Source organism: Ferrovibrio sp., from assembly GCF_019636075.1.
Classification (GTDB): domain Bacteria; phylum Pseudomonadota; class Alphaproteobacteria; order Ferrovibrionales; family Ferrovibrionaceae; genus Ferrovibrio.
Genome location: NZ_JAHBYG010000018.1, coordinates 22246 through 48930, shown reverse-complemented (window position 1 = coordinate 48930; position 26685 = coordinate 22246). Strand labels below are relative to the sequence as shown.

22 protein-coding genes are annotated in these 26685 nt (G+C 61.8%); 3 read left to right on the top strand and 19 right to left on the bottom strand.

Annotation, left to right across the window (positions count from 1 at the left end; all coding sequences use genetic code 11):
• The first annotated feature begins 3 nt into the window (after positions 1-3).
• The gene (locus KF827_RS09660) at positions 4-1617 is read left to right on the top strand and encodes a DHA2 family efflux MFS transporter permease subunit (RefSeq protein WP_291004086.1); all 1614 of its coding nucleotides are present in this window, start codon (positions 4-6) and stop codon (positions 1615-1617) included.
• Positions 1614-2243 (top strand): TetR/AcrR family transcriptional regulator, encoded by a 630-nt coding sequence (locus KF827_RS09655; RefSeq protein ID WP_291004083.1) that lies wholly within the window; start codon positions 1614-1616, stop codon positions 2241-2243. The genes KF827_RS09660 and KF827_RS09655 overlap by 4 nt, the downstream gene beginning before the upstream one ends.
• Here KF827_RS09655 and pepN read toward each other — a convergent pair.
• Together pepN and dnaE are read right to left on the bottom strand one after the other, a co-directional pair.
• Positions 2240-4870 carry an aminopeptidase N gene (gene pepN / locus KF827_RS09650; protein WP_367273132.1) on the bottom strand — a complete coding sequence of 877 codons (2631 nt, stop codon included), beginning with the start codon at positions 4868-4870 and terminating at the stop codon, positions 2240-2242. The genes KF827_RS09655 and pepN overlap by 4 nt on opposite strands.
• Before the next feature lie 11 nt (positions 4871-4881).
• Positions 4882-8343, bottom strand: a complete 3462-nt coding sequence (gene dnaE, locus KF827_RS09645) for a DNA polymerase III subunit alpha (protein ID WP_291004080.1) — start codon at positions 8341-8343, stop codon at positions 4882-4884.
• Between the two features lie 281 nt (positions 8344-8624).
• On the opposite strand from dnaE, the gene KF827_RS09640 reads away from it, so the two are divergent.
• Positions 8625-9158: a GNAT family N-acetyltransferase gene (locus KF827_RS09640; RefSeq protein ID WP_291004077.1), complete on the top strand. Its 534-nt coding sequence runs from the start codon at positions 8625-8627 to the stop codon at positions 9156-9158.
• On the opposite strand, the gene KF827_RS09635 is transcribed toward KF827_RS09640, so the two are convergent.
• From KF827_RS09635 to nuoG, 17 genes are all read right to left on the bottom strand, one after another.
• Positions 9155-9832, bottom strand: a complete 678-nt coding sequence (locus KF827_RS09635) for an ABC transporter ATP-binding protein (protein ID WP_291004137.1) — start codon at positions 9830-9832, stop codon at positions 9155-9157. The genes KF827_RS09640 and KF827_RS09635 overlap by 4 nt on opposite strands.
• 7 nt (positions 9833-9839) lie before the next feature.
• Positions 9840-11090, bottom strand: coding sequence for a lipoprotein-releasing ABC transporter permease subunit (locus tag KF827_RS09630; protein ID WP_291004074.1), 1251 nt, complete (start codon positions 11088-11090; stop codon positions 9840-9842).
• A gap of 4 nt (positions 11091-11094) precedes the next feature.
• Entirely contained in the window at positions 11095-12423 is a 1329-nt protein-coding gene (gene proS / locus KF827_RS09625; RefSeq protein ID WP_291004072.1) for a proline--tRNA ligase, read from the bottom strand.
• Positions 12424-12511: 88 nt separating this feature from the next.
• The gene (locus KF827_RS09620; RefSeq protein WP_291004069.1) at positions 12512-12835 is read right to left on the bottom strand and encodes a hypothetical protein; all 324 of its coding nucleotides are present in this window, start codon (positions 12833-12835) and stop codon (positions 12512-12514) included.
• A 436-nt stretch (positions 12836-13271) separates the two neighbouring features.
• Complete coding sequence (locus tag KF827_RS09615) at positions 13272-13538, bottom strand: DUF1467 family protein (RefSeq protein WP_291004066.1); 267 nt, start codon at positions 13536-13538, stop codon at positions 13272-13274.
• A gap of 9 nt (positions 13539-13547) precedes the next feature.
• The gene (gene mce, locus KF827_RS09610) at positions 13548-13952 is read right to left on the bottom strand and encodes a methylmalonyl-CoA epimerase (RefSeq protein ID WP_291004063.1); all 405 of its coding nucleotides are present in this window, start codon (positions 13950-13952) and stop codon (positions 13548-13550) included.
• 69 nt (positions 13953-14021) lie between these two features.
• Positions 14022-15677 carry a ribonuclease J gene (locus KF827_RS09605; protein ID WP_367273131.1) on the bottom strand — a complete coding sequence of 552 codons (1656 nt, stop codon included), beginning with the start codon at positions 15675-15677 and terminating at the stop codon, positions 14022-14024.
• Between the two features lie 13 nt (positions 15678-15690).
• Positions 15691-16458 carry a type III pantothenate kinase gene (locus KF827_RS09600; protein WP_291004057.1) on the bottom strand — a complete coding sequence of 256 codons (768 nt, stop codon included), beginning with the start codon at positions 16456-16458 and terminating at the stop codon, positions 15691-15693.
• A gap of 12 nt (positions 16459-16470) precedes the next feature.
• Positions 16471-17220 (bottom strand): biotin--[acetyl-CoA-carboxylase] ligase, encoded by a 750-nt coding sequence (locus KF827_RS09595; protein WP_291004054.1) that lies wholly within the window; start codon positions 17218-17220, stop codon positions 16471-16473.
• A gap of 29 nt (positions 17221-17249) precedes the next feature.
• Entirely contained in the window at positions 17250-18692 is a 1443-nt protein-coding gene (gene nuoN / locus KF827_RS09590; RefSeq protein ID WP_291004051.1) for an NADH-quinone oxidoreductase subunit NuoN, read from the bottom strand.
• 11 nt (positions 18693-18703) lie between these two features.
• Positions 18704-20212 carry an NADH-quinone oxidoreductase subunit M gene (locus tag KF827_RS09585; RefSeq protein ID WP_291004048.1) on the bottom strand — a complete coding sequence of 503 codons (1509 nt, stop codon included), beginning with the start codon at positions 20210-20212 and terminating at the stop codon, positions 18704-18706.
• A 1-nt stretch (position 20213) separates the two neighbouring features.
• A complete protein-coding gene (gene nuoL / locus KF827_RS09580; protein WP_291004135.1) occupies positions 20214-22145 on the bottom strand; it encodes an NADH-quinone oxidoreductase subunit L in 1932 nt (643 codons plus the stop codon).
• Positions 22146-22160: 15 nt separating this feature from the next.
• A complete protein-coding gene (gene nuoK, locus KF827_RS09575) occupies positions 22161-22469 on the bottom strand; it encodes an NADH-quinone oxidoreductase subunit NuoK (protein ID WP_291004045.1) in 309 nt (102 codons plus the stop codon).
• 2 nt (positions 22470-22471) lie between these two features.
• Positions 22472-23086: an NADH-quinone oxidoreductase subunit J gene (locus KF827_RS09570; protein WP_291004042.1), complete on the bottom strand. Its 615-nt coding sequence runs from the start codon at positions 23084-23086 to the stop codon at positions 22472-22474.
• Positions 23087-23110: 24 nt separating this feature from the next.
• On the bottom strand, positions 23111-23599 hold the full coding sequence (gene nuoI, locus KF827_RS09565) for an NADH-quinone oxidoreductase subunit NuoI (RefSeq protein ID WP_291004039.1): 489 nt from the start codon (positions 23597-23599) through the stop codon (positions 23111-23113).
• Between the two features lie 4 nt (positions 23600-23603).
• Positions 23604-24635 (bottom strand): NADH-quinone oxidoreductase subunit NuoH, encoded by a 1032-nt coding sequence (nuoH, locus tag KF827_RS09560; RefSeq protein ID WP_291004036.1) that lies wholly within the window; start codon positions 24633-24635, stop codon positions 23604-23606.
• On the bottom strand, positions 24628-26682 hold the full coding sequence (gene nuoG / locus KF827_RS09555) for an NADH-quinone oxidoreductase subunit NuoG (protein ID WP_291004033.1): 2055 nt from the start codon (positions 26680-26682) through the stop codon (positions 24628-24630). Before nuoG ends, nuoH begins: the two co-directional genes overlap by 8 nt.
• Positions 26683-26685: the final 3 nt, after the last annotated feature.

Here is a 26685-nt window from a genome sequence, read left to right as displayed (position 1 = left end):
ATCATGAGCAGCACCGCCGTTCAGCCCTCTGCGGTCGCCGGCCAGGGTTCCGCTACGGTGGGCCAGGCAGCAGATGAGCCGAAACTCAGCCCCGGGCTGTATATCGGCTATCTCGCCATGGTGCTGGGCATGTTCATGGCCATTCTGGATATTCAGATCGTTTCATCCTCGATCAATGAAATCCAGGCCGGCCTTTCGGCTTCGGCGGATGAAATCAGCTGGGTGCAAACCTCCTACCTGATCGCCGAAGTGATCATGATTCCGTTTTCGGGCTATCTGTCGCGCCTGCTGTCCACGCGCATTCTATTCACCATATCGGCGCTCAGCTTCACATTGGCATCAGTTGGCTGTGCCATGTCGAACAGCCTGGAAAGCATGATCGTGATGCGCGCCCTGCAGGGTTTTCTGGGCGGCGCCATGATCCCCACGGTGTTTGCCACCGTGTTCATCATGTTTCCGCCGCGCAAACGCGCCGTCGCCTCGGTCACCATCGGCCTGATCGCCACGCTGGCCCCCACCATCGGCCCCACCCTGGGCGGCTATCTCACGCAATGGATGTCGTGGCATTGGCTGTTCCTGATCAACGTGGTGCCCGGCATCGTGGTTTGCGTGGTGGTGTGGACCTTCCTGGATATCGATAAACCCAATCTGGGCCTGTTGCGCGGCTTCGATTATATCGGCCTGGCCGCCATGGCGGTTTTTCTCGGCAGCCTGGAATATGTGATCGAGGAAGGCCCGCGCAAGGATTGGCTGGCAGAGCCTGCTATCCGCAATTTCGCCATAGCCTGCACCATTGGCGGCGTGGTGTTTTTCTGGCGCAGTATCACGCATAAAAACCCCGCTGTGGACCTGAAGGCTTTCGCCAACCGCAATTTCGCGGTGGGCTGCGCCTTCAGCTTCACCATGGGTATCGGGCTGTATGGCCTGGTCTACCTGCTGCCGCTTTTCCTGGCCCGGGTGCGTGGATTGAACAGCCTGCAGATCGGCGAGATCATGTTCGTAACCGGCTTGGCGCAATTCCTGATCGCACCGCTGGCCGGCTATCTGGCCCGCAACACCGACCCACGCAAGGTGTTGCTGTTCGGCCTGGCCCTTATGGCCGCCTCCACCTATGGCATGGCCAATATTACCGGCGACTGGCAGTTCAACGAATTGCTGCTGCCGCAGATCATGCGCGGTGCGGGACTGATGCTGTGCATGGTGCCGATCAATGCCATTGCGCTGGGCACCCTGCCGCCGCAAGAATTGAAGAATGCCAGCGGGCTGTACAACCTCACCCGCAATCTCGGCGGCGCCTTCGGCCTGGCGGCCATCAATACCGTGCTGATCGAGCGCAATGCATTGCACTGGAACCGGTTGATCGAGGCGATCAATCCCGGCCGGCCTGAAGTGCAGGCCTATATCGATGGTATCGCCACATCCCTTGCGGAACGGCTGCAAACCGACGAAACAATGATGGCTGCCAGATTGCTGGGGGCAAAAATTCAGCAACAAGCCAGCATCATGTCGTTTGCCGATTGCTTCTATCTGATGGCCATACTATTCGCCTGTGCCGCAGCCGCGGTGATGCTGGCCAGGCGGCCGATCCCTCAAGCCGGCAGCGGAGGCGGGCATTGAGCAACAAATCTGCCACGAAGCCAGGCCGCGGCAGGCCGGCCGATCCGGCCAAGCGAGACGCCATCCTCACCGTGGCGCGCAAGCTGTTCTACGAACTGGGCTATGGCATCGGCCTGGATGCGATAGCCCGCGAAGCCGGGGTGGCACGCCAAACCATCTACAATCTGTTCGCCTCCAAGGATGAACTTTTTGCAGCTATTGTCAGCCAGGGCGCCGAAACCATCGCGGCACCGCTGCGCGATTTGCCGGCCGATGCAGAGCCACGCGATGTGCTGATCCGTTTCGGCGAGAACTACCTGGCGGTGATCCAGTCGGACCGGTCGATCGGCATGCAGCGCATGTTGATCTCATCCGCCCAGGCCTTCCCCGAGATGGTGGCCACCTTCTTTGCCAACGGACCCGCGATCAACCGCCAACGCTTGGCCGATTTCCTGCGCAAGTCGGCGCCTGCGGCGAATCTGCGGATCGAAGATCCCGCCGAAGCCGCCGATCATCTGATCGGCATGATGATCGGTACCATCGCCATGCGTCGCACGCTCGGCCTGATGCCGCCGCTATCGGAGGCCGCCATGCACAAACGCATCGAGCGCGCGGTGGATACCTTCTTGCGCGCCTACAGAGTTTAACCGCTCAGCGACTTGGAAGCGATCTCGTAAGTCTCAGGCGAAAGCTTAGGCACCGACAATATCCGCCCAAGCTCGGCCTTCATCCTGGCCTGCCGCGCGGTATCCACCCGCCGCCAGCGGCCCAGCGGGGCCAGCAGCCGCGCCGCCACCTGCGGGTTGAGCGGATCGAGTTCGATGATCCGATCGGCATGGAAAGCATAACCCGTGCCATCGGCGGCATGATAGCGCAACGCATTCATGCAAAAACCGCCCACCAGCGCCCGCACCTTGTTGGGCTTGCGCATGGAAAATGCCGGATGCGACAGCAATGCCTTCACACGCTCCAGCGTATCGGGCAAGGCCGAGATCGCCTGCAGCGAAAGCCATTTATCCAGCACCAGGGCATCATCCTTGAAGCGGTCATGGAAATCCGCCAAAGCTGCGGCGCGCTCAGGCACATCCAAATCAACCAGCAGCCGCAATGCCGCCATACGGTCGGTCATATTGTCGGCCTTGGCATATTGGCCATCGATACGCGCCAGGATGCCGGCATCTTCCGCTGCAAGTTCCGAAAGATAAGACAGCGCGGCATTCTTCAGCGCGCGGTTGCCGGCCTGCTCCGCATCCGGGCTATAGGCATCGCTGCCGCTTGCGCCATCATAGATCCGCAGCAGGCTTGCCTTATGCGCCTCGGCGACCTGTCGGCGCAGCGCGCGGCGGGCCAGATGCACGGCCTCGGCATCCATCACCGGCATCTGATCGGCGATGTAATCCTCCGAAGGCAAAGCAATGGCTTCGGCCGCGAAGGCCGGCTCCAGGCTGTCGTCGCGCAGGATCAGACCGATGGCATCGATAAAATCTGCATCGAAACCGGCGCCGTTATTCACGCGGCACAGCAGCAGGTCGGTAGCATATTGCTGCCCCGCTTCCCAACGCGCGAAGGCATCTGAATCATGAGCCATCAAAAAAGCGCGCTCGGCGCCGCCGATCTCGGCCTTGATATTCACCGGCGCCGAAAAGCCACGGTTGAGCGACAATGCACGCGGCTCAGGCAACCCGATGAATCTGAATGTCTGCTGCGGTTGCTTCACCGACAGCACGCGACCGGGCATCGCCGTTGCCTCGCCCTCCAAGCGCAGCGGAATATCCTGGCCCTGCGCATCCAGTAGACCGACATGCAGCGGAATATGCATCGGCTGCTTGTCCGGCTGGCCGGGCGTGGGCGGGCAATGCTGGATCACGCTCAATTCATAGCTGCCGCTGCCGGCATCGTATCTGCCGCTGATGTTCAGCGACGGCGTGCCGGCCTGGCTATACCACAGCTTGAACTGCTCCATGTCGTAGCCATTGGCATCCGCCATGGCGGCCACGAACTGGTCGCAGGTGGCGGCTTCGCCGTCATGGCGCTCCACGTAAAGCTTCATGCCTTTCTGGAAACCATCCTCACCCAGCAGGGTGTGCATCATGCGGATGACTTCAGAGCCCTTTTCATACACCGTGGCGGTATAGAAATTGTCGATGGCGATATAGGAATCCGGACGGATCGGATGCGCCAGCGGGCCGGCATCCTCGGGGAATTGCCGAGCCCGCAGATTGCGCACATCCTGAATGCGTTTCACCGGCCGCGAACGCATGTCGGATGAAAATTCCTGATCACGGAAAACCGTCAGGCCTTCCTTCAGGCTGAGCTGGAACCAATCCCGGCAGGTGATGCGGTTTCCGGTCCAGTTATGGAAATATTCATGCGCCACCACCGCCTCGATGGCGGCGTAATCGGCATCGGTCGCGGTTTGCGGATCGGCCAGGATATAGCGGTCGTTGAACACGTTGAGCGACTTGTTCTCCATCGCCCCCATGTTGAAGTCGCTCACCGCCACGATATTGAAAAGATCGAGATCGTATTCCAGGCCGAAGCGCGTCTCGTCCCAGCGCATCGAGCGCTTCAACGCATCCATGGCATAACCCGCCCGTTCGGATTTGCCATGTTCGGTATAAATCCGCAGCTTCACCTCGCGGCCGCCCTGGGTGGTGAAGTCATCTTCCAGCACGGCCAGATCGCCGGCCACCAGGGCAAACAGATAGCTCGGCTTCGGATAGGGATCGTGCCACACCTTGTAATGCCGGCCATCGGCAAGCGTGCCCTCTTCCTGCGGATTGCCGTTGCTCAGCAAAACCGGGCAGGCCTTGGGATCGGCCCGCAGGGTCACCAGATAGGTTGCCATCACATCGGGGCGATCCAGGAAATACGTGATGCGGCGAAAACCTTGCGCCTCGCATTGCGTGCAGTAATTGCCGCTCGAACGATACAGGCCGGATAAGTGCGTATTGCCCTCGGGATCTATCTCGGTCTCGATCCGCAAAGTGAATTTCTGCGGCGGCGCATGGATGGTGAGCGATTTCTCATCCACCACATAATCGCTCTGCGACAACGGCCGGCCATCGATGGACAGCGAAACCAGCTTCAGCGCCTCGCCATCCAGCACCAGGGCGCCAGGCCGTTCGGCGCGAATATCCAGCTTGGCAACCACCCGGGTGGCGCGCGGCTCGAGATCGAATTCCAGCGCCACCTTATCGATCCGGTAATCCGGCGTGCGGTAGTCGAGGCGGTTTATGGCCCGGGGCGTCATATTGGGCTGGACAGCATTCACGGCATCATTCCTCAGATATCGCGCACTTCAAGCACACCCGGCAGCACCAGCAACTGGTCGCGCAATTGCGGCGTGACGGCAAAGCGTTTTTCCAGCAGCATCTCGGCCTGGTCGCCGGAAGCTTCCACCCGGCAGCCGATGCGGATCATGCCCTTGCCCTTGCCGGCGGCCTGGTTCAGCAAATCCGCGATCCTGGGCAGCGCATCGGTCTTGTCGAGATTGATCAGGATGCCGGCAGCCGCGCGGGCTGCCACATCATCGAGCAATTCCAGTTTCTGCGCCGTTAGGCGCGGCTGTTCGCCTTCAAGCCGCGCAGCCATGGTCCACACCACATTGCGCCCGGCCTCCAGCCAATCCCGATGCTGCCCGAGCAATTCGGAAAAAACCGTCACTTCATACATACCCGAGGCATCCGAGCAGCTTACGAAAGCAAAGCGGTTGCCCTTCTGCGACGTGCGTTCCTGGCGCGAAATCACCGTGCCGGCCAGCTTGAATATCTGGTCGCCGCTATTCAGCGCCCGCATCATTTCGGTATAGCGCTTCACGCCCACGCGATTGAGCGACGCCTGATAGGCATCCAGCGGATGCGCCGAAAGATAAAAGCCGATGGCCTCGAATTCCTTGGCCAGTTGCTCCATCGAAGTCCAGATCGCGTTATCCGGCAATTTGGGCAGTCGCTCGCTGGCTGGGCCGCCGCCGCCGAACATCGAAACCTGATTGCTGGCGCGCTCTTCGGCCTTCACCTGGGCATGGCGGATCAGCATATCCAGTCCGCCCACGGTTTTGGCGCGATTTTTCTCCATGCCATCGAAGGCACCTGCCTTGGCAAGGTTCTCCAGCATGCGCTTGTTCAGCGCCGATGGCTCCACCCGGCTGGCCATTTCGAACAGCGTGCTGAACGGCCCGTTGCGCACACGCTCGGCCACGATCTGCGCCATCGCCGCCGCGCCCACATTCTTCACGGCCGCCAAGGCATAGCGGATGGCGCCCTTGCCATCGCGCTGCTCCACGTCGAATTCCACCTGCGACTTGTTCACATCCGGCGGCAGAAGCGGAATATTCTGGCGCGCGCATTCCTGCCGGAACACATTCAGCTTATCGGTGTTGGAAATATCCATCGTCATCGAAGCGGCGATGAATTCCACCGGGTAATTCGCTTTGAGGTAGGCCGTCTGCCAGGCCACCAAGGCATAAGCTGCCGCGTGGCTTTTGTTGAAGCCGTAACCGGCGAATTTTTCCACCCGCTCGAAGATTTCCGCGGCTAGGCCCGGATCGACGCCACGCTCCTTGGCGCCCTTGGCGAAGCGCTCCTTCTGCGCATCCATTTCGGCCTTGATCTTCTTGCCCATCGCCCGGCGCAACAGATCGGCATCGCCCAACGAATAGCCAGCCAACACCTTGGCGATTTCCATCACCTGTTCCTGGTAGATGATGACGCCGTAGGTTTCCTCAAGCACCGGCTTGAGCGACGGATGCATGTAATCGGGATCCTCGCGGCCCTGTTTACGCGCGATGTAGGATGGAATCATGTCCATCGGACCCGGACGATACAATGCCACCAACGCGATCAGATCCTCGAAGGCATCGGGTTTCATCTGTCGCAGCATGTCGCGCATGCCGCTGCCTTCAAACTGGAACACCCCCACCGCATCGCCACGCCCAAGCAGGTCGAAGGTAGGTTTATCCTCCAGGGGAATGCGTGCCAGATCGATCTCCACGCCGCGCTTCTTGATCAACTCAACGGCTTTTTCCAGCACGTCGAGAGTTTTCAGGCCGAGGAAGTCGAACTTCACCAGGCCGGCGGCTTCGGCGTATTTCATCGAAAACTGCGTAGCCGGCATGCTGGCATGCGGATCGCGATAGAGCGGCACCAGCTCCACCAGCGGCCGGTCGGCAATCACCACGCCGGCTGCATGGGTGGAAGCGTTGCGGTAAAGCCCTTCAAGCTTCAACGCCACGTCGATCATGCGCTTCACGGCTTCGTCGCGGTCGCGCTCCTCGCGCAGGCGGGGTTCCTGCAGGATCGCCTTGTCCAGCGTTACCGGATTGGCCGGATTGTTGGGCACCAGCTTGCAGATGCGATCCACCTGGCCCAGCGGCAATTGCAGCACGCGGCCCACATCGCGCAGCGCTGCGCGGGCCTGCAATTTGCCGAAGGTGATGATCTGCGCCACATTCTCGGCGCCGTATTTCCGCTGCACATAGGTAATCACCTGGTCGCGGCGTTCCTGGCAGAAATCGATATCGAAGTCAGGCATCGATACGCGTTCGGGATTCAGGAAGCGCTCGAACAGCAGGCCGAAACGCAGTGGATCGAGATCGGTGATGGTGAGCGCCCAGGCCACCACCGAGCCGGCGCCCGAGCCGCGCCCCGGCCCCACCGCCACGCCATTGGCCTTGGCCCATTGGATGAAGTCGGCCACGATCAGGAAATAGCCGGGAAACTTCATGTTGATGATAGTCTGGCATTCGAATTCAAGCCGATCCCAATAGGGCTTGGCGGCATCGCCAGTGATGCCGGCATCCTGCAATCGCTTTTCCAGCCCCGCACTGGCCATGCGGCGCAAGGCGGCGGGCTCGTCTTCGCTGCCGGATTCGCCAAAGCTCGGCAGGATCGGGTTGTGCTCCTCTGCCTTCACGGCACAGCGGCGGGCAATCACCAGGGTGTTGTCGATCGCCTCGGGCAGATCGGCAAACAGCATGCGCATCTCTTCCGCCGATTTGAAGCGATGCTCGGGCGTCACCTTGCGGCGCGCGGTCTGGGTGATATAGGCGCCCTCGGCAATGCAGAGCAGCGCATCATGCGCCTCGTACATATCGGCATCGGCGAAATAGCAATCGTTGGTAGCCACCAACGGCAGATCATGCTCATAGGCAAAATCCAGCAGGCCGGGCTCGGCCCGCGTTTCGGCGGCCCAGCCATGACGCTGCAATTCGATATAGAGCCGGCCCGGGAAGATCGCCATCAGGCGGTCCAGCGGCTGGCGCGCCGCTTCCACCTGCCCATCGGCCAGCAACCGGCCCATCGGCCCATGCAAACCGCCGCCCAGGCAGATCAGCCCCTCATTCCAGCGCTCCAGATCCTCCCAGCCCACTTGCGGCGCCTCGCCCGGCGGCACATCCAGATAGGCCTTGCTGGATAGCCGCATCAGGTTGGCATAGCCGGCCTTGTTCTGCGCCAGCAGCACCAGCTTGTCGGGATCGGGCTTTTTCAGATTCTTGGCGCCGAAGCCGCCGCTGGCCTGATCCAGCCGCGAGATGTTCAACTGACAGCCGATGATCGGCTGCACGCCCTTGCCGGCCAGCGCCTTGGAAATCTCCAGCGCACCGAACAGATTGTTGGTATCGGTGATCGCCACTGCCGGCATGCGGTGCTTGGCGCAAAGCTCCGCCAGTTTCTCCACCCGGATCGCCCCTTCGGTGAGCGAATAGGCAGTGTGAACGCGCAGATGGACGAAATCGGCATGCGGCATGATGATCGGTTCCTGTTCTCAGCCAGAAGATACGCTGCCTAGCCGCCGGATGCCAGAACGGGCATGGGGCGAATCCCAGATCGGCCTGTCCGATTCGGGAACGCGCTACCAGCTTTTGTGCCGAGTCGGCTTTTTACATCCCTGATTCCAGACCCGATTCGGAACAGGCGCGGACGAATCCCAGGCTTAGGCGAACGAAGCGGAAAACCGCTCTATTGATTGTGGCGCTTTGCCCGCACAGGGCTTGCGGATAGTCTGCCGCCGCCATGCTGGAGATTCCTATGACCAACTACATCGAAACCGAACGCCTGCTGCTGCGACCCACCGAATGGCAGGATTTCGAGCCCTGGGCGGCCTCGATGGCCGATCCCGAGGTGCAGTTACATCTCGGCGGCGTGCAGCCCAAGCCGGTGGCATGGCGCACCATCTGCATCATGGCCGGCTCCTGGGCGCTGATGGGCTTCGGCATGTTCTCGGTGATCGAGAAATCCAGCGGCAAATGGATCGGCCGGCTCGGCCCCTGGCAGCCCGATGGCTGGCCCGGCACCGAGATCGGCTGGGCCCTCACCCGTGATGCCTGGGGCAAGGGCTATGCCACCGAAGGCGCGACAGCCGCCACCGACTGGGCCTTCGCCCATCTGGGCTGGACCGAGGTGATCCATTCCATCGCGCCGGAAAATGCCGCCTCGCAGCAGGTGGCAAAGCGGCTGGGCTCGCGCATCCTGCGCCAGGCCAAGCTGCCGCCGCCGGTCGACCGTGAAATCGATGTATGGGGCCAGACGCGTGAAGAATGGTTCGCGCGCAGGCCGGCTTAAGCGGCCCGCAGCAATCCTTCATGCAGGCTGACCACGCGATCCATACGCCGGGCCAGGGCCAGGTTATGAGTGGCGATCAGCGCGCCGATGCCGGCCTCGCGCACCAGACGCAGCAATTCCTGAAAAGCGGCCTCGGCGGCCTTCTCATCCAGATTGCCGGTCGGCTCATCGGCCAGCAGCAGGCTGGGGCGCCCCACCACCGCACGGGCAATCGCCACGCGCTGCTGCTCGCCGCCCGATAGCCGCGCCGGCCGGTGGCTCAGGCGATGGCCGAGGCCGAGGCTTTCCAGCACCACGCGGGCTTGTTCCTGCGCCTCGCCACGCGACAGGCCGCGGATGCGCAAGGGCATGGCGGCATTCTCGATAGCCGAGAATTCCGGCAGCAGATGATGATACTGATAAACGAAGCCGATGCGGTGGCGGCGCGTCAATGTGCGCTGCGCATCGCTCATCCGGCTGCAATCTTCGCCGCCCACCAGCACGCGACCGCCATCGGCGCGCTCCAGCAGGCCGGCCGTATGCAGCAAGGTGGACTTGCCCGAGCCGGAGGGGCCCAGCAAAGCCACGATCTCTCCCGGCCGCACCGCCAGGTCCACGCCGCGCAGGATATGCAATTCCTCGCCAGCCTGACGGAAACGGCGATGCACGCCATCCAGCAGCAGCGCGTCGCTCATAACCCGATCACTCATAACGCAGCGCCTCCACCGGATCGAGGCGGGCGGCACGCCAGGACGGATAGAGCGTAGCGAGGAAGGACAGCAGCAATCCCATGATCACCACAGCCACCACCTCGGCGGATTCCACCTTGGCCGGCAGCCGCGAGAGGAAGTAGATCTCGGCGGCAAACAAATCCGTGCCGATCAGTTTCTGGATCACTTGGCGGATGCCTTCGATATTCAGCGAGAAAGCCAGCCCAAGCGCAAAGCCCAGCGCCGTGCCGATCACGCCCACGCTGGCACCGGCAAGCACAAAAACCCGCATGATCGCCCCGCGCGATGCGCCCATGGTGCGCAGAATGGCGATATCGCGGCCCTTATCCTTCACCAGCATGATCATGCTGGAAATGATGTTGAAGGCCGCCACGATGATGATCAGCGTGAGGATCAGGAACATCACATTGCGTTCCACCTGCAGCGCATTGAAGAAATGCTGATTGGCCTGCTGCCAATCGTAGAAACGGTAGTCTCGCCCCAGTTTCTGGATCAACTCGGTGCCCACGCGGCGCGCCACATCCGGGTTATCCAGCCGCACTTCCACCGCATGGGCCTGGTCGCCGAGGCGGAAGTAGATCTGCGCAGCCTCAAACGGCATGAAGACGAAGCCTGAATCGTATTCGAACATGCCCACATCGAAAATGCCGACAATCGTATAAGCGCGGCTGCGCGGCACGCTGCCAAAAGGCGTGGCAGTGCTTTGCGGCGAGATCAGCGTTACCTTGTCGCCGAGATTGAGGCCCAGTTTGCGCGCCATGCGATGGCCGATCACCACCGCATCATCGCCCTCGAAATCCTGCAGCGAGCCCTCGCGCATACCCTTGGCGATGCTGGTTTCGCGCGCCAGATCGGCCTGGCGCAACCCGCGCACCATGGCGCCGGTGGCACCGCCATTAGCGGTCACCATCACCTGGCCCTCGATCATCGGATTGGCCTGTTTCACATGGGGCAGGCCGGCCACAATGCTCACCACGCGATCGTAATCGTTCATGGTGGCATAGCGTTCAGACTGGATCATGATATGGCCATTCAGGCCCAGGATGCGGCCCAGCAATTCGGCGCGGAATCCGTTCATCACGCTCATCACGATGATCAGGGTGGCCACGCCCAGCATGATGCCGAGCAGGCTGAACACCGCGATCACCGAGATGAAGCCCTCCTGCCGCCGGGCGCGCAGATAGCGCAGGGCCAGCATCCACTCAAAGGCGGCAAAAGGCATCGGCTTATCCTTTAACGGCGGCAACGATCTTGTTGAAAGCGGCGTCCAGCGGGATTTCCTCCTTGGCGCCGGTCATGCGGTCCTTCACCTCGGCCATGCCGGTCTTCACGCCGCGCGGCCCGATGGTGAGTTGGAACGGCAAGCCGATCAGATCCATGGTGGCGAATTTGGCGCCGGCACGTTCGTCGCGGTCATCATACAGCACATCCACGCCGGCGGCCTTCAGGCGGGCATAGAGATCGTCGCAAGCCTTTTCGCAATCGGCATCGCCGGCCTTCAGGTTGATCAGGCCCACATGATAAGGCGCCACCGAGAGCGGCCATTTGATGCCGGCGTCATCATGGCTCGCCTCGATGATCGCGCCCACCAGGCGCGATACGCCGATGCCGTAAGACCCCATTTCCAGCGTGATCTGGTCGCCATTCGGCCCCTGCACCACCGCGCCCATGGGCTTGGAATATTTGGTGCCGAAATAGAAGATATGGCCCACTTCGATGCCGCGCGCCGCCACCTGGCGCTCTTGGGGCAGCGCCTCGAAGCGGGCGACATCGTGCTTTTCCTCGGTGGCCGCGTAAGGCGCGGTCCAGCTATCCACGATGGGCTGCAGATCGGCATCGTAATCCACGCCCTGGCCCAGCACGTCGCGCTCGATCAACGCCTTGTCGCAGAACACGCCGCTTTCGCCGGTTTCGGCCAGCACGATGAATTCGTGGCTCAGGTCGCCGCCGATCGGGCCGGTATCGGCCTGCATGGGTATCGCCTTCAGGCCCAGCCGGGCGAAGGTGCGTAAGTAAGCCACGAACATGCGGTTATAGGCGCGGCGCGCCCCGGCCTGGTCGATATCGAAGGAATAGGCATCCTTCATCAGGAATTCACGCCCGCGCATCACGCCGAAACGCGGACGCACTTCGTCGCGGAATTTCCACTGGATGTGGTAAAGGATTTTCGGCAGCTCACGATAGCTCTTGATATCGGCCCGCACGATATCGGTGAGCATTTCCTCGTTGGTGGGGCCATACAGCATCGGCCGCTCGTGGCGGTCGGTGATGCGCAGCATCTCCTTGCCGTAATCGTCGTAGCGGCCGCTCTTCTGCCACAGCTCGGCAGGCTGGATGGTGGGCATCAGCATTTCCTGTGCGCCGGCGGCATCCTGCTCCTCGCGCACGATCTGGTCGATCTTCTTCAGCACCCGATGGCCCAGCGGCAGCCAGGAATAGATGCCGGCGGCGGTCTGGCGGATCATGCCGGCACGCAGCATCAGCCGGTGGCTGACGATCTGCGCCTCGGTGGGATTCTCCTTCAGCACGGGCAGGAAATAGCGGCTCAGACGCATGGGGTTTCCTTGGAAAAGCTCTGGATGTATTTGCGGGGCAATCCTGGCGTTTTTAAGGCCCGGCCCAGCTTGCCGCAAGGCATGCCTCTCACCGCTTGGGCGGTTTCGCCAGATGCGCGCGGCAGGCTTTCAGCACCGCATCCTCGGCGGCGGCCTGCGCCGGGGCCTGCACCGGCTCGTCGCCCAGCTTGAGCCGGCCGGTGGCGGGATCGAATTGCAGCCGACCGACGGTAAGCTGCGCCGCCCCAGCACGCCCCTGGGCATAGGCGCCGGCCCGGGGGCCGAGCAATTCGGCCAAGGTGAATTTCAGCTCTAAATCGAAATTCTGCGATAATATCGATGAAGTGCCGTTTTGTAGATCAGCCGGCGCCACCGGGCGGCCTTTTACATCGACGCCGGGCTGATAGGTCACGCCGGCCTCCGGCTTATGCTCCACCGGAGCAGCGGAAGCAGGCCGAGTCGCCAGGAATCGACGGCAATCGACAGCACTCATGGCCACGATTGTGGATAACTCGGCCGATTCCGAGCCGGTTGCGGCCGGTTGTGCCCTTGCCTCGATTATGGGCAGCGTTGCCGCGATAATAAGCATCAATGACTTAGCATGCATTCCTGCACTTTATCCTGGCTGGCTTAACATTCTGTTGGGCTTTGTGAAAATAATCGGTGACAGAACCAAGGCAATTAGCTATAAAAACTGTGCAACCGCCTGGAAACGGGCGGCCCAAGTCTGGGGAGGCTTAAACTTACCCGTGCGAGACGGGAAACGGAGCAGGGTTCATCCTTGCTCCTATTTTTTTGTCAGAATCACTCGTAAGCATGCTTTCTAAATTGCATGCATTGGCGTGGAGCTAGACCGCGTTGCGGCCAAAGAGCTCCGACAAGCCCAATAGATCGAAATATCCTATCGCGTAATAGACGCCGAACAACAAAACCGAAATCGCCAGGGTGAGCAGGAATTTGAAGGCCAGGCGCGGGTTTGCCGGCGCCGATGTGGCCTGGCCGGGCAACGGCGCCTCACCCGCCTCTTCCGCCGTGCGCACACCGATCGGCAGCACGCAAAACAGCGTCACCATATAGATGACGACAAAAGCGACCGTGTTGTTGAACCAGTTCACAACGCCGCCTCAGACCTGTTCCAGTTCCACCAGCGTGCCGCAGAAATCCTTCGGGTGCAGAAACAGCACGGGCTTGCCATGGGCGCCGATCTTCGGCTCGCCATCGCCCAGCACGCGCGCCCCTTCGGCCTTCAGCTTGTCGCGCGCGGCGATGATGTCGTCCACCTCGTAGCAGACATGATGCATGCCGCCCTGGGCATTCTTGGCCAGGAAGTTGGCGATGGGCGAACCCTCACCCAGCGGATGCAGCAATTCGATCTTGGTATTGCCAAGATCGACGAACACCACCGTTACGCCATGATCGGGCTGCGGCACCGGGGCCGAAACCTTGGCGCCAAGCGTGGCGGCATAGGTGGCGGTGGCGGCGGCCAAGTCTGGCACGGCAATAGCGACATGGTTGAGGCGACCGATCATGGGGCGGGCTCCCGGGTTAGCGGTTATGCCAAGATATATGAGGCGGAAACCGGCTCATTACAAGCGTGTTCACAAACGCAGGATATGCACTTCGATCAACGGTTTGCGGCCGGTGATCGGCTTCAGGTTGCGGCGTAGCGCCTTGATGGCGGCGTCTTGCAGCGCCGCGTCATCGCGCTGGCGGCCGGGCTTCAGCCGGTCGATGGCCACGGCAATCTCGGCAGCGATCTCGGCTTCGGTGAGATCCACATCGCCATTCACCACACCCAGCAGGGCCAGCTTCGGCGCCGCCTGCAGGATGCCGGCCTCGTCCACCGCCAGCGAGATCAGCGCCGAGCCGTTGAAGGCCTGCTTGCGGCGGCTTTGCAGGCTGCCACCTTGCAGCGGGATCAACTCGTCGCCATCCACCGCCAACCGACCGGCCGGCACCTGCTGCACCACCTCCGGCAAACCCGGCGCCAGCCGCACCATGTCGCCATTGGCCGGCACCAGGCCATGGGGCACCTGCAGGCTTTGGGCGAAGCGCGCATGCTCCACCAGATGGCGCGGTTCGCCATGCACAGGAATGGCAATCTGCGGGCGCGCCAGGCCATACATCTCGGCCAATTCATCGCGCGAGGGATGGCCGGAGACATGCACAAAGGCGTCTTTCTCGGTAATCACCTCGATGCCGCGCCGCACCAGCTCGTTATGCATGGCAAACAAGCCGCGCTCGTTGCCCGGAATGATCTTGGAGGAAAACACCGTGAGATCGCCGGGGCTGAGCACCACATGCGGATGCTGATCGAACGCAATGCGCGCCATCGCGCCACGCGGCTCGCCCTGACAACCGGTGCAAATGTACATCACGCTTTCACGCGGCAAATAGCCGGCCTCGCGTTCATCCACAAAGGCCGGCACATCCTGCAGATAGCCATTCTCGCGCGCAGCTTCCGTGAAGCGATGCAACGAACGACCGAGCAGGCAGACATGGCGCTTAAGCGCACGCGCAACGCCGAGCAACGTATCAACCCGCGCCAGATTGGACGCGAAGGTGGTGACGGCGATACGCCCCGGCCGATCCTTCAGCAGTTGCAGCAGGCTGTCGCGCACTTCGCCTTCCGAGCCAGAGCGGCCGCGATTGAACACATTGGTGCTGTCGCAGACCATGGCCAGAACGCCGGCATCACCAAGATTGCGCAGGGTTTCGATCTCGCTGGCCGGGCCAAGCACCGGATCGGGATCGAGCTTCCAGTCGCCGGTATGCAGCACCACGCCATGGGGCGTTTCGATGGCCAGGGCCTGGCTTTCCGGGGTGGAATGAGTGATGCCGATGGCGGTGATCTTGAATGGCCCAAGCTGGATCGTATCGCCCGGCTTGTAGATATGCACCGGCACTTCATCTTCCAGCCCCTTCTCGGCCAGCTTGCGGCGCAATACCGATGCGGCAAAGCCGGTGGCCCAGACGGGGCATTCCAGATCTTCCCAGCAATGCGCCACGGCGCCGAGATGATCCTCATGGGCATGGGTGATCACCAGGCCCAGAAGATCTTCGCGCCGATCCGAAATCCAACTGGTATCGGGCACCACCATATCTATGCCCGGCTGGCCTTCATCGGCAAAGCTGGTGCCCAGATCCACCATCAGCCATTGATTGCGATAGCCATAGAGATTCAGGTTCATCCCGATCTCGTTGGCACCGCCCAACGGCAGGAAATACAGGCTGTCGTCTTTGCGCCCCGGCACTCTGCTGGGCATCCTAGCGGCCCCGGCTGCGGCGATAGATTTCGCGCAGGCCCTGGCCGGTGATATCGGGCACGATGGTTTCGATCACATCGGTGGCGCCCTCGAAAACCGGCGCCAGGCCGCCGGTGGAAATCACCTTCATCGGCTTGCCGAATTCGGCCTTGATGCGGGCGACGATGCCTTCGATCAAGCCCACATACCCCCAGAACACGCCGCTATGCATGCAGGAAACCGTGTTGGTGCCGATCACCATGGATGGCTTTTCCACCACGATGCGCGGCAGCAAGGCGGTGGCATTCACCAGCGCCTCGATGGACAGATTGATGCCCGGCGCGATCACGCCGCCGCAATAGCTGCCCTCTTCATCCACCACGTCAAACGTAGTGGCGGTGCCGAAATCCACCACGATCATCGGCGTGTTGGGAAACATGATACTGGCGCCCACGGTGTTGCAGATACGATCCGCACCAGCCCCCTGCCCCTTGATCTGCACACCATAAACCGCATCGGGTTCGCCCAGCACCAGCGGCGTGCAATTGAAATAGCGGGTACAAAGCCGGCGCAGATTGAACAAGGCCTGCGGCACCACGCTGCCAATCACCGCATCGGTGATGCTTTTCGGATCGATGCCTTCCATCGCCATGAGCTGGAACAGCCAGACCGCATGTTCGTCTGCGGTGCGCATGGCCGAAGTATGCTGGCGCCATTCGCCGACGATACGATCACCGTCGAATATCCCGAATTTAACATTCGTGTTGTTTGCATTGATCGCCAGCAACATGACGTGCACTCCCTATGCGGCCGGAAACACATCTCCGGCGGTAACGATCCTGGTGGCGCCATCGGCGGTTTCCAGAACCAGCGCGCCGGTATCATCCAGCGCCTTGAAGCGGCCATGCAGTTCGCTGGCCTGCAACCGCACTACAATTTTCTGGCCCAGGCCCTGGGCCCGTTTCAGCCAAGCCTCGCGCACCGGTGCAAAACCTTGCAGGCTCCAGCGATCATACCAATCGCCGATACGATCCAGCAGCACGGCAAGAAACTCTTCCCGGGTAACCGCCACGCCATGCGCTGCCAGATCGGTGGCCGGGTAAGGTGTATCGGCGGGATGATAAACCAGATTCACCCCGATGCCGATGATCAGGTAATCGATGCCGCCGCCCATGCCGTCATTGCCCGGCTTGTTGCGCGATTCCAGCAGGATGCCGCAAAGCTTGGCGCCATTCAGCAACAGGTCGTTCGGCCATTTGCAGGCTAGGCCCGGCCCCAAATGCGGCGCCACGCGCTCCACTGCCTCGGCCATGGCCAGGCAGGATAGAAAAGACAGCGTGGCGGCTTCCATCGGTGGGCGGCTCGGCCGCAGCAGCATGGAAACGAACAGGTTGCCGTCCGGGCTTTCCCACTGCCGGCCGCGACGGCCGCGCCCTGCCGTCTGGCGGCGTGCGGTAATGGCAAGGCCTTCCGCCTCGCCGGCCTCGGCCCGCCGCTTGGCCTCCTCGTTGGTGCTATCCACCGCCTCCAGGGCAACCTGGCGCCACAGCATGGCGGCTCAGACCCGCTTCACCCCGCCCCTTACGGGAACAGGGTTTTCGCAGCCGCCTGGGCGGCAGCCAGCAACGGTGCCGGATAGACGAAGAACAGCAGGGTGAACAGGCCGGTGATGCCCATCACCGCACCGAGTTCGGTGCGCAGCGGCTTGGACAGCGGTTCGTCGGCCTCGTCGAAATACATGATCTTGACGATGCGCAGATAATAATAAGCGCTCACCACGCTGCTCAGCATGCCCAACACAGCCAGCGCATACAGCTTGGCATTGATGGCGGCCATGAAGATGTAGAACTTGCCGAAGAAACCGGCCAGCGGCGGCACACCAGCCAGCGAGAACATGAAGCCCGCCAACAGGAACGCCATGAAGGGATGGGTTTTGGCCAGGCCGGCCAGATCCGACACGCCTTCCACCAGACTGTCGCGGTGACGCATCGACAGGATGCAGGCGAAGGTACCCACATTCATGGCCAGATAAATCGCCAGATAGATCAGGATGCCGCGCACGCCTTCTTCGGTGCCGGCGGCCAGGCCCACCAGGGCATAGCCGACATGGCCGATGGAGGAATAAGCCATCAGGCGCTTGATGTTGTTTTGCGCGATGGCGGCAAAGGCACCGAGCAGCATGCTGAGCGCGCTGATCACGATGATGATCTGCTGCCAATCGGCGGCGATATCGCCGAACGGGCTGAGCATGGCACGGCAGAACAATGCAACGGCGGCAATCTTGGGCGCCACGGCGAAGAAAGCCGTAACCGGCGTGGGCGCGCCCTCATACACATCGGGCACCCACATATGGAAGGGCACCGCCGAAACCTTGAAAGCCAGGCCGGCGGAGAGAAACACGATACCCACGATCAAACCGATCGAAGCATGGCTGCCGCTGGCCTTCACGGCTTCCGCGATCTGCACGAAGCCGGTGGAGCCGGTGAAGCCATAGATCAGCGAAGAGCCATAAAGCAGCATGCCCGACGACAAAGCGCCCAGCACGAAATACTTCAGGCCGGCCTCGGTGGCACGCTCGCTGTCGCGCTTGAAGGCCGCCAGCACATAAAGCGACAGGCTCTGCAATTCCAAGCCGAGATAAAGCGACATCAGATCGTTGGCCGAAACCATCATCATCATGCCGACGCTAGCCAGCAGGATGAGCACCGGATATTCGAAACGATCCATCCGGTTATATTTGATATAACCGAGCGACTGCACGATGGCGAAGCCCGAGCCGATCAGGATCAGCAGCTTGGCGAACCGCGCGAAGCCATCGGCCAGGAACATGCCGCCGAAGGCGCTCTGGCTTTCGGCCGGCTGCGCCCGCACCAGCACAAGCGTAACCACCAGAGCGGCCACGCCGAGCCAAGAAACCAGGCGGGTGGAGCCCTCGCCGCGAAACACTCCCAGCAGCAGCAGCGCCATGGCGGCAACGGCAAGCCAGAGTTCGGGATAAACGGGCGCCAGCGAAGCGAAGGTCATCGCCGATACTCCTACTTGGCTGCCACCGCCGCCTTGACGGCGGCAATCGCGGCTTGATGCTGATCCAGCAGGTTGTTCACCGACACCGCCATCACATCGAGGAACGGCGCCGGATAAATGCCCATGAACAGGGTGAGGAAAACCAGCGGCGCGATAATCGCCACTTCACGCGGCGAAAGATCGGTCATCGCCTTCAGGTCGTCTTTGGTGAGTTCGCCGAAAATCACCCGGCGATACAGCCAGAGCGCATAGGCGGCAGAAAGGATCACGCCGGTGGTGGCCAGCAGCGCCACCCAGGTATTGGCCTTGAAGGCACCGACCAGGGTGAGCATTTCGCCGACAAAACCCGACGTGCCCGGCAGGCCCACATTGGCCATGGTGAACAGCATGAACACCACGGCGTATTTCGGCATGATATTGACCAGGCCGCCATAGCGGGCGATTTCGCGGGTATGCAGGCGGTCGTAAACCACGCCGACGCAGAGGAACAGCGCGCCCGACACGATGCCATGGCTGAGCATCTGGAAGATCGCGCCCTGCACGCCCTGCAGCGTGAGGCTGAATGTGCCCATGGTGACGAAGCCCATATGGGCCACCGAGGAATAGGCAATCAGCTTCTTCATATCCTCCTGCACCAGCGCCACCAGCGAGGTGTAGATGATCGCCACCACGCTGAGGCCGAATACCAGCGGCGCGAAATACAGGCTGGCATCGGGGAACATCGGGATGGAGAAGCGGATGAAGCCGTAGCCGCCCATCTTCAGCATCACGCCGGCCAGGATCACCGAACCCGCCGTGGGCGCCTCAACGTGGGCGTCGGGCAGCCAGGTATGCACCGGCCACATCGGCACCTTCACGGCGAAGGAAGCGAAGAAGGCAAGCCACAGCCATTTCTGCACGCCCGGATCGAAGGCATGCTTCATCAGTGTGGGAATGTCGGTAGTGCCGGCCTGGAAATACATGTAGAGCAGCGCCAGCAGCAGCAGCAGCGAACCCAGCAGGGTGTAGAGGAAGAACTTGAAGCTGGCATAGATGCGGCGCTTGCCGCCCCAGATGCCGATGATCAGGAACATCGGGATCAGGCCGGCCTCGAAGAACAGATAGAACAGCACCAGATCGAGCGCGCAGAACACGCCGATCATCAGGGTCTCCATCACCAGGAAGGCGACCATGTATTCCTTCACGCGATGCTCGATGGCATCCCATGAGGCCAGGATGCAAAGCGGCATCAGGAAGGTGGTGAGGATGACGAACAGCATGGAAATGCCGTCCACACCCATGTGGTAGCTGATGCCCGGCGCCAGCCATTCATGCTTTTCCACGAACTGGAAGGCGGCGGTGGAATTATCGAATTCGATCCAGATCAGCAGCGACACCGCGAAGGTGATCACAGTGGTCCAGAGCGCGGCGTTGCGAGCATTGCGGGCCACGATCTCTTCCGGCCCGCGGGCCAGCAGGATGAAGGCGGCGCCGACCAGCGGCAGGAAGGTGACGATCGAAAGCAAGGGCATGGCGGTCATCTCAATGCCCCGTGCGGGTGAAGAAGTAGGTCACGAGGGCGGCCACGCCGATCAGCATGGCAAAAGCATAATGGTAGACATAGCCGGTTTGCAGAACCGAGGCCCGCTTGGCCAGGCGCACCACGATGGCGGCAAAGCCATCCGGCCCCAGGCCATCGATGATCTTTCCATCCCCGCCCTTCCACAACACGCGGCCGATCCACAGCGACGGCCGCACGAAGATGCGGTCGTACAGCTCGTCGAAATACCACTTGTTGAGCAGGAAGCTGTAGAGCAGGCGCTGCTGCTTGGCGGCATTGCCGGGGATCTCGGTGTATTTCACATAGGCCAGCCAGGCCACCGCGATGCCGACCAGACCAACCACGATGGGCCCAAGCTTCACCCAGAGCGGCACATGATGGGCATTCTCCATCGCCTTGTGCTGATCCAGGATCAACAGGCTGTCGCCCCAGAAGGCTTTCAGGTCATGGCCGATGAAACCGTTATGGAAAGCAAAGCCCGCGAAGACCGCGCCGAAAGCCAGCACGAAGAGCGGGAACAGCATTACCATCGGGCTTTCATGCACATGCTCCATCACATGATGGTCGGCACGCGGCTTGCCGTGGAAGGTCATGAAAATCAGGCGCCAGGAATAGAAGGCGGTGAGCACGGCGGCGGCCATGCCGAGAATGAAGGCATACTGCCCCACCCCGGTGCCCGAGGCGAAGGCGGCCTCCAGGATCATGTCCTTGGAATAGAAGCCGGCGAAGAATGGCAGGCCGGCCAGCGCCAGGCTGCCGATCCACATCATCGCATAGGTGAGCTTGATATGCTTCCACAGGCCGCCCATGCGGCGCATATCCTGCTCGCCATCCACGGCATGGATCACCGAACCGGCGCCCAGGAACAGCAGGGCCTTGAAGAAGGCGTGGGTGAACAGGTGGAAAATCGCCGCTGGGTAGGCCGAGACACCAAGGGCGAAGAACATGTAGCCCAACTGCGAGCAAGTTGAATACGCGATCACGCGCTTGATGTCGTTCTGCGCCAGGCCGACCGTGGCGGCGAAGAACGCCGTGCTGGCGCCGACCACGGCCACGATCTGCAGCGTGGTGGGCGCGTATTCGAAGATCGGCGAGCAACGCGCAACCATGAATACGCCGGCGGTGACCATGGTTGCGGCATGGATCAGGGCGGAAACCGGGGTCGGGCCCTCCATGGCATCGGGCAGCCAGGTATGCAGGCCGAGCTGAGCCGACTTGCCCATGGCGCCGAGGAACAGCAGGAAGGTGGCCACCGTGAGGATGTCCCAATCCTTCCACAGGAAGTGGAAGGTCTTGCCGGCCAGTTCCGGCGCCGCCTTGAACACCACGTCGAAATTCACCGAACCCACGGTGAGGAACAAAGCCATGATGCCGAGCGCGAAGCCGAAATCGCCCACGCGGTTGACCACGAAGGCCTTGATGGCGGCAGCGCTGGCCGAGGGCCGCTTATACCAGAAGCCGATCAGCAGATAGGAGGCCAGGCCCACGCCTTCCCAGCCGAAATACAGCTGCAGGAAGTTGTCGGACGTGATCAGCATCAGCATCGCGAAGGTGAACAGCGACAGATACGAGAAGAAACGCGCGCGGTGCGGATCGTGGCTCATGTAGCCGATGGAATAGATATGCACCAGGGCGGATACCGAGTTGACCACCACCAGCATCACGGCGGTGAGCTGGTCCACCTTCAGCGCCCAATCCACGCTGAAGCTGCCGGACTCGATCCAGTCCAGCACCTTCACGGTGCTGACATCGCCCTTGTAGATCACCAGGTAGAAGGCCACCCAGGACAACACGGCCGACAGCACCACGGACCCCGTGGTGACGGCCATGCTGGCCACATCGCCGATACGGCGGCCGCCCAGGCCGGCGACGATAGACGCCAGCAGCGGCAGGAAAACGATCAGATGGTACATCGTCATCGCCGCGCCTCAGCCCTTCATCATGTTGATATCCTCAACCGCGATGGTGCCGCGGTTGCGGAAATAGACCACCAGGATCGCCAGGCCGATCGCCGCCTCGCCCGCCGCCACGGTGAGCACGAACAGCGTGAAGACCTGGCCCACCAGATCGTTCAGGTGGGTGGAAAAAGCCACCAGGTTGATGTTGACCGCGAGCAGCATCAGCTCGACCGACATCAGGATGATGATCACGTTCTTGCGGTTCAAGAAGATGCCGAAGATACCCAGCGCGAACAGGATGGCCGCAACCGAGAGATAATGCGCGAGTCCGATGGTCATGATCAGATCCCCTGCCTCGGTTCGACCTTCTTGACCTCCACCGCCTCGTCGCGGCGGCGATAGGTCTGTACGGCGATATCCTGGCGGCGCACGCCCGGACGATGGCGCAGGGTGAGCACGATGGCGCCGATCATGGCCACCAGCAGGATCAGGCCCGAGCCTTGGAACAGATAGACATACTTGGTGTAGAGCACATGGCCGAGCGCATGGGTGTTGGTCACCTGCTCCGGCGGCGGGATCGGCAGCGCGCCGCTGGAGGCCACATGGGGCACACTGGCCCAGCCGCCTAGCACCAGCAGCAATTCCACCAGCAGGATGAAACCGATCAGGCCGCCGATCGGCAGGTATTGCAGGAAGCCCTGGCGCAGCTCGACGAAGTTGATGTCGAGCATCATCACCACGAACAGGAACAGCACCGCCACGGCGCCCACATAGACGATCACCAGGATCATCGCCAGGAATTCCGCGCCCATCAGCACGAACAGGCCGGCGGCATTGAAGAAGGCCAGGATCAGGAACAGCACGCTATGCACGGGATTGCGCGCCGCGATCACCATGAATCCGCTCGCCACCGCGATGGCGGCGAACAGATAAAAGGCCAGGGCATGAATAATCATTAAGGTGTCCCCCTCGCCCGGACTTCAGCGATACGGCGCATCGGCCGCGATATTGCGGGCGATCTCGTATTCCCAGCGTTCGCCATTCGCCAGCAGCTTTTCCTTGCTGTAGAAAAGCTCCTCGCGGGTTTCGGCAGCGAACTCGAAGTTCGGGCCTTCCACGATGGCATCCACCGGGCAGGCTTCCTGGCAGAAGCCGCAATAGATGCACTTGGTCATGTCGATGTCGTAGCGCGTGGTGCGGCGCGAGCCGTCGTCGCGCGGCTCGGCCTCGATGGTGATGGCCTGGGCCGGACAGACCGCTTCACACAGCTTGCAGGCGATGCAGCGCTCTTCGCCATTGGCATAGCGGCGCAAGGCATGCTCGCCGCGGAAGCGCGGGCTGAGCGGGCCTTTTTCATACGGATAATTCACCGTGGCGCGCGGCTTGAACATGTAGGTGAAGGCAAGCGACAGGCCTTTGACCATTTCCCACAGGAAGACGGTGCGAATGCCGCGATCGAGCAAAGCCATGGCTTCAGACCCCCTTGGGCAGCAGGTCGAAGGCAACCAGGAAACCGGCGGTTGCCACCACCCAGAACAACGAGATCGGCAGGAACACCTTCCAGCCCAGGCGCATCAGCTGGTCGTAGCGGTAGCGCGGCAGCGCGGCACGGATCCAGATGAACACGAACAGCAGCAGCAGTATCTTCAGCGCGAACCAGAAGATGCCGGGCAGCCAGTTGAACGGCGCCACATCGATCGGCGGCAGCCAGCCGCCCAGGAACAGGATGGTGGTCATCCCGCTCATCAGGATCATGTTGGCGTATTCGCCCAGGAAGAACAGAGCGAAATGCATGGAGGAATATTCCACCTGATAACCGGCCACCAACTCAGCTTCCGCTTCCGGAAGATCGAAGGGATGGCGGTTGGTTTCGGCCAGGGTGGAAATGAAGAAGATGATGAACATCGGGAAGAGCGGCAGCGCGAACCATACGGTACGCTGGGCTTCCACGATGGCGGAAAGGTTCAACGAGCCGACGCAGAGCAGCACGGTGATGATCACGAAGCCCATGGAGACTTCGTAGGACACCATCTGCGCGGACGAGCGCAGCGCGCCCAGGAAGGCGTAGCGCGAATTCGACGACCAGCCGGCCACGATGATGCCGTAGACGCCCAGCGAGGAAATCGCAAACAGGTACAGCACGCCCACATTGATGTTGGAAATCACCCAGCCTTCCGCCACCGGAATCACTGCCCAGGCGATCAGCGCGAGAATGAAGGTGAGGCACGGCGCCATGATGAACAGAATCTTGTTGGCACCCGACGGAATGATCGGTTCCTTGAAGATCAGCTTCACGGCATCCGCAAACGGCTGCAACAGGCCGAACGGGCCCACCACGTTGGGGCCCATGCGCAGCGACATCGCCGCCAGCACCTTGCGCTCCATCAGGGTGAGATAGGCCACTGCGATCAGCAGCGGCACAACCAGCGCCAGGATATTGGCCAGGATCAGGCCACCCGGCCAGATATAGCCCTGCCAGAGAGTCTGCCAGATGGTATCAGTCATCGGAACCCGTCATCGCCAAGGTCTCGCCGCGCGCGATGCTCGAGCATTCCGCCATGGTGGCGGAGGCGCGCGCGATCGGGTTGGTGAGATAGAAATCGCCAATCGGCGACTGGAAAGCCGTGTCGTTGGGCATGCCGTTTACGCCGAACACGCCCCAGGCGGCCGGCGTGACGCGGTCGACGGCGCTGAAATGCGGCGCGACCTCAAGCATGCGGCGGCGCAGGGCGGCCTGGTTGTCGTAAGGCAGCTTGTGGCCCAGCACTTCGGATAGCGCGCGGATGATCGCCCAATCCTCGCGCGCCTCGCCCGGCGGCGCTGCGGCGCGGCGGCCAAGCTGCACGCGGCCTTCGGTATTCACCCAGACCGCATCCTTCTCGGTATAAGCCGCGCCCGGCAGGATCACATCGGCGCGCTTGGCGCCGGCATCGCCATGGCTGCCTTGATAGATCACGAAGGCAGCGCCCAGATTGGCAGTATTGATCTCGTCGGCGCCCAGCAGATACACCGCCTTGATCGCCTGGCTCTGTGCGCCCGTCAGAATGCCATCGACATTGCCAGCGGATGTAAAGCCGAGATCGAGACCGGCCACGCGGGCAGCGGCGGTATGCAACACGTTGAAGCCGTTCCAGCCGTCTTTCACCAGGCCGCAGCGATCCGCCACCTGCCAGGCCAGGCCCAGCACCACATCACCATCCGGGCGGGCCAGAGCGCCCTGCCCCAGGATGATCATCGGGTTCTGCGCGCCCTTGAGCGCTTCGGCAAAAGCATGCTGACCATCGGCGATGGCCTTGAGCACGGCCGGGCCGCTGCCCAGATGCTCGTAGCGATAGGTCAGGTCCAGCTTCTCGCCGATCACGGCAATCTTCACATTGCCGCGCAGGAAACGCTTGCGGATGCGGGCATTCAGCACCGCCGCCTCATGGCGCGGATCGCTGCCCACGATCAGGATCGCATCGGCCTGATCGATGCCGGCAATGGTGGAATTGAACAGATAGCTGGCGCGATGCGCCGGATCCACCTTGGCGCCGTCCTGGCGGCATTCCACATTGGCCGAACCGAGGGCTGCCAGCAGATCCTTCAGCGCCAGCATGCTTTCGGCACAGGCCATATCGCCGGCAATGGCGGCAATCTGCTCGCCCTTCAGCCCCTTGAGGCCCTTGGCAATGGCGGCGAAGGCCTCGTTCCAGCTGGCTTCCTGCAGCTTGCCGTTCACCCGCACATAAGGGCGGTCGAGCCGGCGACGCTTCAGGCCGTCATAGGCGAAACGGGTCTTGTCGGAAATCCATTCCTCGTTCACGTCCTCATTGAGGCGCGGCAGGATGCGCATCACTTCGGGGCCACGGGCATCCACGCGGATATTGCTGCCCAGCGCATCCATGGCGTCGATGCTGTCGGTCTTGCGCAATTCCCAGGACCGGGCGGTGAAGGCATAGGGCTTGGAGGTCAGCGCGCCCACCGGGCAAAGGTCGATCACATTGCCGCTGAGTTCCGACGAGAAGGCCTTCTCGAGATAGGTGGTGATCTGCATATCCTCGCCGCGCCCGATGGCGCCGAGTTCCGGCACACCGGCCACTTCGGTGGCGAAGCGCACGCAGCGAGTGCAGTGGATGCAGCGGGTCATGGTGGTTGCCACCAACGGACCCATATACTTGTCCTTAACGGCGCGCTTGTTTTCGTCGTAGCGCGAACCGCCCTTGCCGTAACCCACCGACTGATCCTGCAAATCGCATTCGCCGCCCTGGTCGCAGATCGGGCAATCCAGCGGATGGTTGATCAGCAGGAATTCCATCACGCCTTCGCGGGCCTTCTTCACCAGCGGCGTGTCGGTCTTGATCACCATGCCATCGGCGGCCGGCATGGCGCAGGACGCGATCGGCTTGGGCGCCTTCTCCTGCTCCACTAGGCACATGCGGCAATTGCCGGCGATGCTGAGGCGCTCGTGATAGCAGAAGCGCGGAATTTCCTTGCCGGCCAGTTCGCAGGCCTGCAACACCGTGGTGCCGGGCTCTACGGTAACTTCGATGCCGTCTACGGTCAGCTTCGGCATGGG